The organism is Variovorax sp. RCC_210, assembly GCF_041355175.1.
In the GTDB taxonomy this organism is placed as follows: Bacteria; Pseudomonadota; Gammaproteobacteria; order Burkholderiales; family Burkholderiaceae_C; genus Variovorax.
In genome coordinates, this window is the sequence record NZ_JBFUPJ010000016.1 from 17594 (window position 1) to 31685 (window position 14092).

Below are 14092 nucleotides of genomic sequence, written 5' to 3' on the forward strand. Positions count from 1 at the left end.
GATGGTTTCGGTCTTTCGCTCAAGCGGGCACGGTGTGCGGTGCGTTCGCGGAATGCGCCGGTACTTCTTCTTCGTCGTCCACGCCCAGGTAGGCCTCGACCACGCGCGGGTTGGCCTGCACCTCGGCGGGCTTGCCCTCGGCGATCTTGATGCCGTAGTCGAGCACGATCACGTGGTCGGAGATGGACATGACCAGGTCCATGTGGTGCTCCACCATCAGGATCGACACGCCGCACTTGCCCACGCGCAGCAGCAGCTCGCCGAGCTCGGCGGTCTCCTGCGGGTTGAGGCCGGCGGCGGGTTCGTCGAGCAGCAGCAGCTGCGGCTCGGTGGCCAGCGCGCGCGCCAGCTCCACGCGGCGTTGCAGGCCGTAGGGCAGGCTGCCCGCGGGCCAGTGCGCGAGGTGGCCGAGGCCGACCAGGTCGAGCAGCTGCAACGCGCGCTCGCGCGTCTCGCGCTCCTGCTTGCCGGCGGTGGGCCATGCCACCAGCGACGACAGGAAGCCGTTGCTCATGCGGCTGTGCCGCCCGAGCATCACGTTGTCGAGCACCGACAGCTCCGCGAACAGGCGCAGGTTCTGGAAGGTGCGGCCCATGCCCATGCAGCAGATGGTGTGCGCGGGCCGCCCGGCGATGTTCTCGCCCAGGAAGCGGATGGAGCCCGCGTCGGGCGCGATCACGCCGGTGAGCATGTTGATCATGGTGCTCTTGCCCGCGCCGTTGGGCCCGATGAGCGCATGGATGTGGCCGCGCTGCAGGCGGAACGACACGTCCTGCGCGGGCTTCACGCCGCCGTACGACTTGCTCACGCCCTGCACCACCAGCAGCTCGCCTTCGCCGCCCGGGCCGATCTGGCCGGGCACGCCGTTGCCGGTGCCCTCGCCCCGGTGGCGCGACTTCATGAACCACTTGTTGAACAGGCCCACCACACCGCCGGGCATGACGTACAGCGCGAACAGCAGCAGGAAGCCGTAGAGAAAGTGCTGCGCCGAAGGCCAGCGCGCCAGCAGCGCGTCGGTCAGCGTGAGCAGCACCGCGCCCACCAGCGGCCCGTACATGGAGCCCGCGCCGCCGAACAGCACCAGCAGCAGGATGAAGATCGACAGGTGGAAGGTGATGAAGTCGGAGTTGATGTACTGGTTCTGCTGCGCCACCAGCGCGCCCGCGATGCCGCAGGTGACGGCCGCGACCACGAAGGCCATGACCTTGGCGCGGTACACGCGCACGCCCACCGACGACGACGCGATCTCGTCCGCCTGCAGCGACAGCAGCGCGCGGCCGAAGCGCCCGCCCAGCAGGTTGCGCAGCAGCAGGTGCAGGGCCGCGCACAGCACGATGCCCAGCACGACCCACTGCGTGGTGTCCAGCGGCGCGCCCTTCCAGGTGAGCGGGCGGATGCCGTAGATGCCCTGCGCGCCGCCGAACACGTCGGTCCATTCGCCCACGAGCTTCTCCACCACGATGCCGAAGGCCAGCGTGACCATGGCCAGGTACGGCCCCTTCACGCGCAGCGAGGGCAGCGCGATGAGCACGCCGCACACGCCCGAGATGACGGCGGCCAGCGCGAGCGCGAGCCACGGGTCCATGTCGGTGCGGGAGGTGAGCAGCGCCACGCCGTAGGCGCCGGCCGCGAACAGGCCCGCCTGGCCGAGCGATTTCTGCCCCGCGTAGCCGACCAGCACGTTCATGCCGGCGGCGCACAGGTAGTAGACGCACATCATGAAGGCGATGCGCAGGTAGTAGTCGTTGCCGAACATCGACACGACGCCGATCAGCGCGGCCGCGAACGCGACCACGCCGGCGGGGTGGGCAAGGCGCTTCGCGAGCGTCATACCTTCTCCACCGTCGAGCGGCCGAAGAGGCCGGTGGGGCGGAAGGCCAGCACCAGGATGACCAGCGCGAACACCGCCACCTCGCGCCACTGCGCCTGCCACAGGTTGACCATCGACTCGAGCACCCCCAGCAGGAAGCCGCCGATGACGCAGCCGCGCGGATTGCTCAGCCCGCCGATCATCGCGCCCGAGAAACCCTTGAGCCCCACGGTGAGCCCCATGAAGAGCGAGGCCTGCGCGATGGGCGCCAGCAGGAAGCCCGAGAGCCCGGCCAGCGCGGAGCTGACGACGAAGGCGCCGATCATCATCGCGTTGGTGTTGATGCCCATGAGGCTGGCGACGTTGCCGTTCTGCGCCACCGCGCGCATGGCCTTGCCGACCATGGTGCGGTTCATGACGCGGTCGAAGCCGATCATCACCACCACCGCCACGCCCAGCGTGAGCAGCTCCTGCGGGCGCACGCCCACGCCGAACATGCGGATCACGGTATCGCCCACCGGCGCGGGCACCACCACGGGCTTGGGCCCCCAGATGGCCAGGCCCACGCTCTGCAGGATCACGCCGAAGCCCAGCGTGCTCATGACCCAGGCCATGCCGGGGCGGCCCGCGAACGGCCGCACGCCCAGCACATAGAGCAGCCAGCCCAGCAACCCCATCACGCCCAGCGCGGCCACCAGCGCGAACAGCTGTGCGCCCGCGCCGGGAACGGCGTCGCCGAAGGTGGTGGAGTCGAAGGGCTTGCCCAGCACCAGGAACAGTGCGCTCATGCCGATGAACGCGCCGGCCGAGACGAACTCGCCGTGCGAGAAGTTCAGCGTCTTGGTCGTCGTGAACGTGATGCTGAAACCGAGCGCCACCAGCGCATAGGCACCGCCGACGGCGAGCCCGCTGATGAGCGCCTGCAGGAGCGCTACAACCATGGTGTGTCTCTCTTCTTGGGTTCTTTTGGGTTTTCTCGGATCTTCTTCAGTTGGCCGGGGCGGCCTACTGCTTGAAGTCGGCGGGCTTCAGGCCGCCGATCAGCGCGTCGTCGTAGGGCAGCAGCTTGCCGTCCTTCCAGCGGATCCACACCAGGTCCTTGGCGGTCAGGGCTTCGTGGTTGGTCTTGCTGAAGGGCTTGTCGTAGGTCTTGAGCACGCCGTGCACCGGTGTCTTCAGGTCTTCGAGCGCGGCGCGCACGGCCGAGCCTTCGGTGGTGTTGGCCTGCTTCATGGCCTGCGCGAGGATCTGCATGGAGTCGTAGCCGTGCAGCGCGAACGAGAACGAGCCCGGCGCCTTCAGCTTGCTGCCGATGCGGTCGAACAGCTTCTGCTGCGCGGGCGTGCGGGTTTCGCTCACGGTGCGCATGAAGATCGGCTTCTCGGCCAGGGCCTTGCCGGCCGCGTCGTAGAAGGTGATGTTGTCCGCCGCCCAGGAGGTGAGCGTGAGCGGGAAGTAGTTGATCTTCTCCATGCTGCGCACCAGCTGCGCAATGGGCGTGCCCTGCGCCCACACCACCACGGTGTCGACGTTGGCGGCCTTCATCTTGCTGAGCTGCGAGGTCATGTCGGTGTCGCCGACGCCGAAGCGCTCGGTGGCCGCGACCTTGATGTCCTGCAGCTTGGCGATTTCCTCCATGTCCTTCAGGCCGCCCTGGCCGTAGCCGGTGGTCTCGGCCATGAGGCCCACCACCTTGGAGGCGGCCGTGTTCTTCTTCACGTAGGCCATGAGCGCGGCCACCTGCTCGCGGTCGACCATGGACACGCGGAACATGTAGTTGTCGGCGCCGGGGCTCATGGGCTTGGTGATGTCGGTGCCCGAGCCCACGTTGCCCAGCACGGGAATCTTCTTCTGGTTGGCGATGTGCTTCCACGCCATGGCGTTGCCCGAGTTGGTGGGGCCGAACACCGCCACCACCTTCTCGTTGTCGATCAGGTCGCTCATGTTCTGGATCGACTTGGGCGGGGCCGACACGTCGTCGCGCGTGACCAGCGCCAGCTTCTTGCCGAGCACGCCGCCGGCGGCGTTGATGTCGGCAATGGCCGCTTCCATGCCCAGCACCGCGGCCTGGCCGCTCTGCGCGGAAGGCGAGGCGGAGAGGTCGCCGTTGTAGCCGAGCTTGATGTCCTGCGCGGACGCCGCAGGGGCGAACGCGGCGAACGTGGAGAACGCGGCGGTGGCGAGCAATGTCTTGTACAGACGGACGGTTTTCATTTTTTGTCTCCTGAGGTTGACGAACGAGGAAGCGGAAATTCGGGAAGGCGCGGAAGTTCGCGAAGGCGCAGCCAGTGGCTCAGACCGCGAGGAAGCCGCCGTCCACCGGCAGCACGATGCCGGTGACGTAGCGCGACATGTCGCTGGCCAGGAAGATCACCGGGCCCACGAGGTCTTCGGTCTGGCCGACGCGGCCCATGGGAATGCGCGTCATGAACGACTCGAGGCGCTGCGGGTTCTCGCGCGTGGCGGCGGTCATGGGCGTCTCGATGACGCCGGGCGCCAGCGCGTTCACCCGCACGCCCGCCGGTGCCAGCTCCTGCGCGAGCGACTGCGTGAGCAGCTTGATGGCGCCCTTCGACGGCGCGTAGCCCAGGCTCGCGGCCTGCCCCGCGTAGGCCGCGATGGAAGCGATGTTGATGATGGAGCCTCGCGTCTGCTTGAGCACCGGAATGAAGGCCAGCGTGGTGTTGAAGGTGCCGTGCACGTTCACGTCGATGGTCTTCTTCCAGTTGGCCGCGGCGTTCGGGCTGCTGGTGGTCTCGCGAATGATGATGCCGGCGTTGTTCACCAGCAGGTCGACGTTGCCGATCTCCTTGCCCACGCGCTCGGCGAGCGCGTGGCAGGCCTCGGGCGCGGTCACGTCGAGCACGAACGGCCAGGCCTCGCCGCCTTCGTCGCGCACCAGCTGCGCGGTTTCGCGCACGGTGGCGTCGTTCATGTCGGTGACGACCACGCGGGCACCGGCCTGGGCCAGGCCGAGCGCGAGCGCGCGGCCGTTGCCCTGGCCGGCGCCGGTGATGAAGGCCAGCCGGCCTTCGAGCAGGCGGGGGGCGACGTTTGCGGGAAAGGCCATCGGTGGCTCCTGTGTGAAAGGGTGTGAACGAAAAGGCGTCAGGCCTTGCGGGCGAGCGGCACGGCTTCGCGCTGTTCGACCTGCAGCTGCACCGTGGCCAGCGCTTCGGCCTGCGCGAGCTGCAGGCCGGCCACGTAGCCGAAGGTCAGCGCCGGGCCGAGCGTGATGCCCGCGCCGGGGTAGTTGCCGCCCATGACGCTGGCCGCGTCGTTGCCCACGGCGTACAGGCCCTTGATGGGTTGGCGGTCGGCGTCGAGCACGCGGGTCTTCTCGTCGGTGACGAGGCCGGCGAAGGTGCCGATGTCGCCCACCACCAGCCTGATGGCGTAGTACGGGCCGTTTTCCAGCGGCGCCACGCACGGGTTGGGCGTGACGTTGGCGTCGCCCTGGTAGCGGTTGTAGGCCTTGCTGCCCTTGCCGAAGAGCGGGTCTTCGCCGGTGCGCGCGCCGTTGTTGAACTCCTTCACCGTGGCTTCGAGCACGGCGGGCGCAATGCCGATTTCCTTGGCCAGCTCGCCGATGCTCGCGCCGCGCTTCAGGTAGCCGCTCTTCAGGTGGCGCCCGATGGGCAGCGGCGAGGGCGCGACGCAGCCCAGGCCGTAGTCGCGCAACGCCTTGTGGTCGCACAGCAACCAGGCCGTGACCTCGGGCTCGGCGTCGCGCTCGCAGGCCTTGACCATCGCCTGCACGAAGTCGTGGTACGAGTTGCCTTCGTTGGCAAAGCGCTTGCCCTTGGGCGTGACCGCGATCACGCCGGGCTTGGCGCGGTCGATGAAGTGCGGCATCACGCCCTTGGTGCCGTCGGGGCGCGTGGTGACCGACGCCGGCACCCACGCCGCGGCGTGCGGAATGGTGCCGTCGACCCGGCCGCCCACGGCCTCGGCCAGGCGCAGGCCGTCGCCGGTGTTGGTGGAGGGCGACGGCGAGTAGTGCTCCTTGCCGGTGGGCGCGTGCGGGAACAGCTCCTTGCGGCGTTCCACGTCGTAGGGGAAGCCGCCGCAGGCCAGCACCACGCCGCGCCGGGCCACGATGCGCATCGTCTTGCCTTCGTGCTGCACCACCGCGCCCGAAACGCCGTCGTACTCGACCACGAGCTTCTTCACGGGCGAGGAAAGCCACACGGGAATGTCCAGGTCCATCGCGGCCTTGGCCAGGCGGCCGGCCAGCGCGTTGCCGTTGGTCAGCGTCATGCCGCGGCCATGGCCCAGCACGTCGAGGAAGTGGCGGGTGAGCCGCTTGGTGACGTACCAGAACGAGGTGGGCGACTTGAAGGCCCGCATGAAGTGTTTGATCTCGGGGCCCGAGCCCAACATCATTCCGAACACCGTGAGCTCGGGCAGCGGCGGCGCCAGCTGCTTCACGCGCGCGCCGAGCTCGCGGCCGTCGAACGGGCGCGTGACCATCGAGCGCCCGCCCTGCTGGCCGCCGGGCGCTTCGGCGTGGTAGTCGGGGAACACGGGCGGCATGTCGAACTGCACGCAGGTATTGCGCGTGAAGAAGTCGATGGCCTTGGGGCCCATGTCGAGGAAGGCGCCGACGCGCGCCGCGTCGAAATGCGTGGTGGTCTCGTGCTGCATGTAGGCCAGCGCGGCGCCTTCGGGTTCGTGGATGCCCTGCTCCGTGGCCAGGCGCGTGCCCGGAATCCACAGCCAGCCGCCCGAGCGCGCGGTGGTGCCGCCGAAGCGCGGCTCCTTGTCGACCACCAGCACCTTCAACCCCTGCGACGCCGCCGTGATGGCGGTGGACATGCCCGATGCGCCGCTGCCGACGACGAGCACATCGCATTCAAAACTGGTCTGTTCCATCTGCTTGTCTTGCCTCTGTTTGTGTACGACTTAAGTTGGGGCGGAGTTTAGGCAGCGACATTGATATGGTCAAGTCGTTTAGTTACTATCAGACGATCAGTCATCGTCGATTGATCATGACAATATCAGTAGAAACCCTGATGGCTATACTCGCCCCCACTTTCATTCCCCACGCTGGGCGCCCCATGGAAAAGCCAAGACGTGGCATTCAGTCGATCGAAATCGGAACCCAGTTGCTGGTGGCCCTCGGGCGCCATGTGGCGCCCATGGCGCTGCGCGACCTGGGCAAGTCGGCGGGAGTTCCCGTCGGCAAGGCGCACCCCTACCTCGTCAGCTTCCTGAAGGTCGGCTTCGTCGTGCAGGACGGCGCCGGCCGCTACGAATTGGGGCCGCTGGCGTTGCAATTGGGCCTGGCCAAGCTGCAGCGGCTGGACCCGATCAAGGAGGCCTCGCCGCTCATCGAGGCGCTGGCCTCGGAAACCGAGCAGAGCATCGCGGTGGCGGTGTGGGGCAACTTCGGCCCGACCGTGGTGCGGCTGGAAGAGCCCATTCATCCGCTGCACGTGAACCTGCGCACCGGCACCGTGATGTCGCTGGCCTACACGGCCACGGGCCGGCTCTTTGCCGCCTACCTGCCGCCCAAGGTGGTGGAAAAAATGATGCTCGACGACCTGGCGCGCGCCCGCCCGGCGGACGGCCGCGGCGCCACCACGGAGCTGTCGCGCGCGGAGATCGAAGCGCTGCTGGTCGAGACACGCCTGCACGGCATGTCGCGCACGCTGGGCCAGCCGATTCCGGGCATCGACGCGTTCTGCGCGCCGGTGTTCGACTCGACCAACAACCTGGTGCTGGGCATCACGGCCATGGGGCCCGAGGCCACCTTCGACCGCGAATGGGAAGGCCGCGTGGCGGTGCCGCTGAAAGCCTGCGCGCTGGAGATCTCGCGCCGCCTGGGCTTCGTGCCGACAGGCGAGCAGGCCTGAGCGCACAGGCATGTAGGCACGCGCTCACGCGTGCGAATTGCTTTATCCCGCACGTGGCGCGCTGAACCGCGGCCACGCTGGAGGCTCACTACTTCAGGAGACCTCGATCATGAAAAGCATCATTCTTTGGCTGTGCGGCGTACCGTTGATCGTGATCATCGGCCTGAAGGTCTTCGGCATTCTCTGACCCTGAGAACACCGCGAGGTTTTTGCTCGAACTGCAATTGCGGTTCCTCCTCACGGCGCTTCGGCGTCGTTAAGCGCCTCCTCGGAGGCGCTTTTTTTATGCCGCGCGGCTCGCCCCGGAAAGACAGCGGTCAGAGCGTTTCGCGGCGCAGCTGCTGCACGTCTTCATGCAGCGACTGCGCCCACGTGCGGCGGTCGCGGCCGTGCGAGTCCTGCGGCTCGCCGAAGCGCACGATGGCCAGCAGCGGCGGCGCGCGCAAGGTGTTCCACAGCGAGGTGGCCAGGCTGTCGTCGTCGATGTAGCGCGGGGCCTGGCTGGTCTCGCCGGTGGCGGCATCGGCGAAGCGCAACGCGGCCGGCAACACGGGCGCGCCCGAGGAAATGGCCGCCTGCAGCAGGTTGGCGTGGAACGGCAGCAGGCCGCGGCCGTCGCTGGTGGTGCCCTCGGGAAACACGCCGATCAGGTCGCCGTTGCGCAGCGCCTCGGTCATGTGGTGCACCACGCGCAGCGCGTCGCGCCGGCGTTCGCGCTCGATGTAGAGCGTGCCTGAGCCGGTCGAGAGCGTGCCGATCAGCGGCCAGCCCTTCACGTCCGACTTGGACACGAAGCGCACGTGCCGCGCCGCGTGGATGCAGGTGATGTCCAGCCACGACAGGTGGTTGCAGATGAGCAGCACCGGGCCCTCGGGCGGCGGCGTGCCCTGCACCCTGAGGGTGATGCCCATGATCTCGAGCATGCGCCGGGACCACGCCTGCACGCGCGCGTTGCGCTCGGCCTGCGACAAGCCGGGAAAGGTGAAGCGGATCGTCCACCAGCCGGCCAGTGCATGCCCCACCGCATGCAGCAGGCGCCAGCAGGCCTTCAGTGAATGGACCATCGGGGCGTTGCTTCTAGCCGTGCACCACGCGCCCGCCCACCAGCGTGTGGCGCGCGCGGCCCAGCAGCGGGTAGCCGGCGAAGGGGGTGTGCTTGCCCTGGCTCTTGAGCGCCTCGGGCAGCACCTGCCATTCGAGCGCGGGGTCGACGATGCACAGGTCGGCCACGCCGCCCTCGGCGATGCGGCCGATGCCGGTGCCCGCGTCGGCGGCGCTCAGCAGGCGCGCGGGCGCGGAGGTGATGACCTCGATGGCGCGCGCCACGCCCGCGCCGCTGCGCTCGCCCCACTGCAGCGCGAGCGGCAGCAGCAGCTCGAGGCCGGTGGCGCCGGGCTCCGCTTCGGCGAAAGGCAGGGTCTTGGCGTCGGCCTCCACGGGCGTGTGGTCGGACACCAGCGCGTCGATGGTGCCGTCGGCCAGCGCGGCCGAGAGCGCGTCGCGGTCGCCCTGCTGGCGCAGCGGCGGGTTCAGGCGCGCACGGCTGTCGAAGTAGCCGATGTCGGTGTCGGCCAGGTGCAGCGAGTTGATGCTGACGTCGCAGGTCAGCGGCAGCCCCTGCGCCTTGGCTTCGCGCACCAGCGCCACGCCGCGCGCGCTGGAAATGCGGCACAGGTGCACGCGCGCGCCGGTGCTCTTCATGAGCTCGACGATGGTGAAGATGGCAATGGTTTCCGCCGACACCGGCACGCCGCCGAGCCCCAGCCGCGTGGCCAGCGGGCCGCTGGCGGCCACGCCCTTGCCCAGGTCGCGGTCCTGCGGGCGCAGCCACACGGTGTAGCCGAAGGTGCTGGCGTAGGACAGGGCGCGCTGCAGCACCTGCGTGTCGGCCAGCGGCACGTCGGCCTGGCTGAAGCCGATGCAGCCGGCCTCGGTGAGCTCGGCCATCTCGGTGAGCACGCCGCCGGCCAGGTTGCGCGTGAGCGCGCCCAGCGGGAACAGGCGCGCGCCCTGCAGCTTCTCGGCGCGAAACTTGAGCATCTCGACCAGGCCGGGCTCGTCGAGCACCGGGTCGGTGTCGGGCGGGCACACCAGGCTGGTCACGCCGCCGGCAATGGCCGCGGCCATTTCGCTTTCGAGCATGCCCTCGTGCTCGTAGCCCGGTTCGCGAAGCCGCGCGGCCAGGTCGACGAGGCCGGGCGCGACGATGCAGCCCGCGGCGTCGATGGTGCGCTCGGCCTTGAAGCCGGCGGGCACGCTGTTGCCGATGCCGGCGATCTTGCCGTCGGCGATGGCGATGTCGGCTTGCCTGTCGGTGCCCGACGCGGGGTCGACCACGCGGGCGTTGGTGATCAGTGTGTTCATGCTTCGTTACCCGCCACGATGCTCATCACGGCCATGCGCACCGCGATGCCGAAAGTGACCTGGGGAAGGATCACGCTCTGCTTGCCGTCGACCACGGCGGAGTCGATCTCCACGCCGCGGTTGATGGGGCCCGGGTGCATCACGATGGCGTCGGGCTTGGCCAGTTGCAGCTTCTCCGGCGTGAGGCCGAAGGTCTTGAAGAATTCCTGCGAGGACGGCAGCAGCGCGCCGCTCATGCGCTCGTTCTGCAGGCGCAGCATGATGACGACGTCGCAGTCCTTGATGCCTTCCTCGAGCGTGTGGCACACGCGCACGCCCATGCCGGCCATGTCGGCGGGCACCAGCGTCTTGGGGCCGACCACGCGCACCTCGGCGCAGCCCAGCGTGGTGAGGGCGTGGATGTCGGAGCGCGCCACGCGCGAATGCAGCACGTCGCCCACGATGGCGACCGTGAGGTTCGAGAAGTCTTTCTTGTAGTGGCGGATCGTGTACATGTCGAGCAGCCCCTGCGTGGGGTGCGCGTGGCGGCCGTCGCCGGCGTTCACCACGTGCACGTGGGGTGCCACGTGCTGCGCGATCAGGTACGGCGCGCCCGACTCGCTGTGGCGCACCACGAACAGGTCGGCGGCCATGGCGCTCAGGTTGGCGATGGTGTCCAGCAGCGACTCGCCCTTGGTGGCCGAGGAGCGCGCGATGTCGAGGTTGATGACGTCGGCGGACAGGCGCTTTGCCGCGATCTCGAAGGTGGTGCGGGTGCGCGTGCTGTTCTCGAAGAACAGGTTGAAGACGCTCTTGCCGCGCAGCAGCGGCACCTTCTTCACCTCGCGGTCGCTCACGCTGGTGAAGTTGGCGGCCGTGTCGAGGATGTGCGTGACGATGTCCTTGGGCAGCCCCTCGATGGACAGCAGGTGGATCAGCTCGCCGTTCTTGTTGAGCTGCGGGTTTCGCTTGTAGAGCATTACTTGTTCTCCTCCACCTTGAGGCTGAAGGCGCCGTCCTCGGCGCGTGCGAGGGCGAGCAACTGGGTGTCGGGGAGCGTGAGCGTCGTCGCGGCGAAGTCGGCGGCCACGGGCAGCTCGCGCCCGCCGCGGTCGACCAGCACGGCCAGGCGCACGCAGGCGGGGCGGCCGAAGTCGAACAGCTCGTTGAGCACCGCGCGAATGGTGCGCCCGGTGTAGAGCACGTCGTCGAGCAGCAGCACGTCGGTGCCGTTCACGTCGAAGGGCAGCGCGGTCTGCGCGCTGGCCGAGAGGCCGCGGCGCGCGAAGTCGTCGCGGTGCATGGCCGAGGAAATGACGCCGGGCGCGCCGGCCAGGCCCAGGTCTTTCTGCAGCCGCTCGACCAGCCAGGCGCCGCCGGAGGTGATGCCGACCAGCTTGGTGGCGGGGCGCATCAGCGGCTTCACGCCGTTCAGCAGCTCCTTGTAGAGGGCTTCGGCATCGGGGATCGCTGGGGTCGCGGGAATAGCGGAAAGGGAACTCACGGGAGACTCCTCAAGAATTGCTCCAGGATGATGCAGGCGGAGGCGGCATCGGCATCGCGGGCGCCGGAGGACAGGGCCTCGGTGGTGCTGTAGCGCTCGTCGACCTCGAACACCTGGAGATTGAAACGCCCGCGCAACTGGCGCGCGAACTTCTGGGCGCGGCGGGTGTTCTCGTGCGGGGCGCCGTCGGGGTGGTAGGGCACGCCGACGACCAGCGCGTCGGGCTGCCATTCCTTGATGCGCGCCTCGACCAGGGCAAAGCGGGCATCGGTGCCCTCGGCCTTGATGGTGGCCTGCGGGGTGGCGCTTTGCAGCAGCCGGTTGCCGCTGGCCACACCGGTGCGCTTGGTGCCGTAGTCGAAGGCCAGGAAGGACTGGAAGTGGGCCGGGACCGTGGCGGGGGCCGAAACAGGAGCGGGGACAGGAACGGAAGCGGGGCCGGTCGCGGGCGCGTCTGACATGGTGTCGCTCACGCGTGGCCCGCGTCGGGAGACAGTTTCCACGCCTCCAGGCCCAGCAGCATCAGCGCCTTGTCGTAGCGCTGCTCGATGGGCGTGTCGAAGATCACGGCCGAGTCGGCGGCCACGGTCAGCCAGCTGTTCTCGGCCAGTTCGGACTCGAGCTGGCCCTCGCCCCAGGCCGAATAGCCCAGCGAAACCAGCACCTTGCGCGGGCCCGCGCCGGTGGCCAGGGCCTCCAGCACGTCCTTGGAGGTGGTCATTTCGAGCCCGCCGGGAATGGTCATGGTCGAGGCGTAGACCGATTCCTCGGGCTTCTCGGCCTGCGTGAAGACCGGCTCGTGCAGCACGAAGCCGCGCTCGGTCTGCACCGGCCCGCCCTGGAAGACGGGGGCCTCGCCCAGCTCGGGGCGCGACAGGTGCAGCTCGATCTTCTCGAACAGCACCTTCAGGTTGATGTCGCTGGGTTTGTTGATCACCAGCCCGAGCGCGCCGCGCTCGCTGTGTTCGCAGAGGTACACGACGCTGCGGTTGAAAGTTTTGTCTTCCATCCCGGGCATCGCTATCAAAAAGTGATGCGTGAGGTTCATCGGGGCAGAATCGGCAGCCATATGCCTCCGATTTTACTGGCCGTCGACAAGACCTATCCCAAAGGGCTCATGTGGTTCCGCCGCGACCTGCGCGTGGACGACAACGCAGCCCTCTACCGCGCGCTTCGCGCATGCCGCCAGGTGGTGTGCGTCTTTGTCTTCGACAAGGCGATCCTCGACCTGCTGCCCACCGCCGACCGGCGCGTGGAGTTCATCCGCGAATCGCTGGTGGCGCTCGAAGCCGAGCTGCGCGCGCTGGGCGGCGGGCTCATCGTGCGGCATGCCGCGGCGGTGCACGAGATTCCGGCGCTGGCCCGCGAGCTCGACGTGCAGGCCGTGTTCGCCAACCGCGACGACGAGCCCGACGCGCTGGAACGCGACGCCAAGGTGTTCGGCGCGCTGGCCAACGCCGGCGTGACCTTCCACACCTACAAGGACTCGACCGTCTTCGACCGCGACGAGGTCATGACCAAGACCGGCCAGCCCTACACCGTGTTCACGCCCTACAAGCGAGCCTGGCTGGCGAAGGTCGACTCGTTCTTTCTGAAGTCGTACCCGGTGCGCAGCCACGCCGACGCGCTGGTGCCCTCGCCCCAGGCCTACGGCGAGCCGGTGCCCACGCTGCGCGAGATCGGCTTCGAGAAGACCAACCTCTCGGCGCTGGAGATTCCCACCGGCACCCAGGGCGCGGGCGAGCTGTTCGAGGATTTCTTCGAGCGCATCGACCGCTACGACGACGCGCGCAACTTCCCGGCGGTGCGCGGGCCCAGCTACATGGGCGTGCACCTGCGCTTCGGCACGGTGTCGATCCGGCAGCTGGCCAGCGTGGCGCACCAGCTGTCGCTGCAGGGCAACGCGGGCGCGGCAACGTGGCTGAGCGAGCTGATCTGGCGCGACTTCTACTTCCAGATCCTGGCGCACTTTCCGCACGTGCACACGGGCGGCGAGTCGAAGAGCTTCAGGCCCGACTACGACAAGATCCAGTGGCACCACGGCAAGCATGCCGACCAGCTGTTCGAGGCCTGGTGCGAAGGCCGCACGGGCTACCCGCTGGTGGACGCGGCCATGCTGCAGATCAACCAGAGCGGCTACATGCACAACCGCCTGCGCATGGTGGTGGCCAGCTTCCTGTGCAAGGACCTGGGGCTGGACTGGCGCCGCGGCGAAACCTACTTCGCCACGCACCTGAACGACTTCGAGCTGGCCTCCAACAACGGCGGCTGGCAGTGGGCCAGCTCCAGCGGTTGCGACGCGCAGCCCTACTTCCGCATCTTCAACCCGGTGACGCAGAGCGAACGCTTCGACCCCGAAGGCAAGTTCATCCGCCGCTACCTGCCGCAGCTGGCGGGGCTGTCGAACGCGGCCATCCACGCGCCGTGGACGGCTTCGCCGGTGGAGCTGGAAGCGGCGGGCATCAAGCTGGGCGAGAACTACCCGAAGCCGGTGGTGGACCATGCGGAGGCGCGGGAGAAGACGCTGCAGCGCTATGGAGTGGCGCGGGCGAAGGCCGTGCAGAAATAAAGAAAACC

At 68.5% G+C, this 14092-nt stretch carries 14 protein-coding genes; 3 read left to right on the top strand and 11 right to left on the bottom strand.

Annotated features, from left to right (window positions below):
• Positions 1 to 19: 19 nt before the first annotated feature.
• The 5 genes from AB6807_RS31990 to AB6807_RS32010 form a co-directional block, all read right to left on the bottom strand.
• A complete protein-coding gene (locus AB6807_RS31990; protein ID WP_371087735.1) occupies positions 20 to 1831 on the bottom strand; it encodes an ATP-binding cassette domain-containing protein in 1812 nt (603 codons plus the stop codon).
• Positions 1828 to 2751, bottom strand: coding sequence for a branched-chain amino acid ABC transporter permease (locus AB6807_RS31995; RefSeq protein WP_116909464.1), 924 nt, complete (start codon positions 2749 to 2751; stop codon positions 1828 to 1830). Before AB6807_RS31995 ends, AB6807_RS31990 begins: the two co-directional genes overlap by 4 nt.
• 64 nt (positions 2752 to 2815) lie before the next feature.
• Entirely contained in the window at positions 2816 to 4024 is a 1209-nt protein-coding gene (locus AB6807_RS32000; protein WP_371087736.1) for an ABC transporter substrate-binding protein, read from the bottom strand.
• A 79-nt stretch (positions 4025 to 4103) separates the two neighbouring features.
• Complete coding sequence (locus AB6807_RS32005) at positions 4104 to 4880, bottom strand: SDR family NAD(P)-dependent oxidoreductase (RefSeq protein ID WP_371087737.1); 777 nt, start codon at positions 4878 to 4880, stop codon at positions 4104 to 4106.
• Between the two features lie 38 nt (positions 4881 to 4918).
• Positions 4919 to 6685 (bottom strand): FAD-dependent oxidoreductase, encoded by a 1767-nt coding sequence (locus AB6807_RS32010; RefSeq protein ID WP_371087738.1) that lies wholly within the window; start codon positions 6683 to 6685, stop codon positions 4919 to 4921.
• A 185-nt stretch (positions 6686 to 6870) separates the two neighbouring features.
• Here AB6807_RS32010 and AB6807_RS32015 point away from each other — a divergent pair, with 185 nt between their 5' ends.
• Both AB6807_RS32015 and AB6807_RS32020 read left to right on the top strand, forming a co-directional pair.
• A complete protein-coding gene (locus tag AB6807_RS32015; protein WP_116909468.1) occupies positions 6871 to 7668 on the top strand; it encodes an IclR family transcriptional regulator in 798 nt (265 codons plus the stop codon).
• A gap of 37 nt (positions 7669 to 7705) precedes the next feature.
• Positions 7706 to 7855 (top strand): hypothetical protein, encoded by a 150-nt coding sequence (locus AB6807_RS32020; RefSeq protein ID WP_165840310.1) that lies wholly within the window; start codon positions 7706 to 7708, stop codon positions 7853 to 7855.
• A gap of 130 nt (positions 7856 to 7985) precedes the next feature.
• Here the strand turns inward: AB6807_RS32020 and AB6807_RS32025 are convergent, their stop codons facing one another.
• From AB6807_RS32025 to AB6807_RS32050, 6 genes are read right to left on the bottom strand one after another with little or no spacing between them, the layout of a single operon-like run.
• Positions 7986 to 8732 (bottom strand): 1-acyl-sn-glycerol-3-phosphate acyltransferase, encoded by a 747-nt coding sequence (locus tag AB6807_RS32025; protein WP_116909469.1) that lies wholly within the window; start codon positions 8730 to 8732, stop codon positions 7986 to 7988.
• Between the two features lie 13 nt (positions 8733 to 8745).
• Complete coding sequence (locus AB6807_RS32030) at positions 8746 to 10032, bottom strand: dihydroorotase (RefSeq protein ID WP_371087739.1); 1287 nt, start codon at positions 10030 to 10032, stop codon at positions 8746 to 8748.
• Positions 10029 to 10991: an aspartate carbamoyltransferase catalytic subunit gene (locus AB6807_RS32035; RefSeq protein WP_093130404.1), complete on the bottom strand. Its 963-nt coding sequence runs from the start codon at positions 10989 to 10991 to the stop codon at positions 10029 to 10031. Before AB6807_RS32035 ends, AB6807_RS32030 begins: the two co-directional genes overlap by 4 nt.
• The gene (gene pyrR, locus AB6807_RS32040) at positions 10991 to 11515 is read right to left on the bottom strand and encodes a bifunctional pyr operon transcriptional regulator/uracil phosphoribosyltransferase PyrR (RefSeq protein WP_371087740.1); all 525 of its coding nucleotides are present in this window, start codon (positions 11513 to 11515) and stop codon (positions 10991 to 10993) included. Before pyrR ends, AB6807_RS32035 begins: the two co-directional genes overlap by 1 nt.
• A complete protein-coding gene (ruvX, locus tag AB6807_RS32045; protein ID WP_371087741.1) occupies positions 11512 to 11976 on the bottom strand; it encodes a Holliday junction resolvase RuvX in 465 nt (154 codons plus the stop codon). Before ruvX ends, pyrR begins: the two co-directional genes overlap by 4 nt.
• A gap of 8 nt (positions 11977 to 11984) precedes the next feature.
• The gene (locus AB6807_RS32050) at positions 11985 to 12584 is read right to left on the bottom strand and encodes a YqgE/AlgH family protein (RefSeq protein WP_116909471.1); all 600 of its coding nucleotides are present in this window, start codon (positions 12582 to 12584) and stop codon (positions 11985 to 11987) included.
• Here AB6807_RS32050 and AB6807_RS32055 point away from each other — a divergent pair, their 5' ends adjacent.
• On the top strand, positions 12585 to 14084 hold the full coding sequence (locus AB6807_RS32055) for a deoxyribodipyrimidine photo-lyase (RefSeq protein WP_371087742.1): 1500 nt from the start codon (positions 12585 to 12587) through the stop codon (positions 14082 to 14084).
• Positions 14085 to 14092 lie beyond the last annotated feature (8 nt).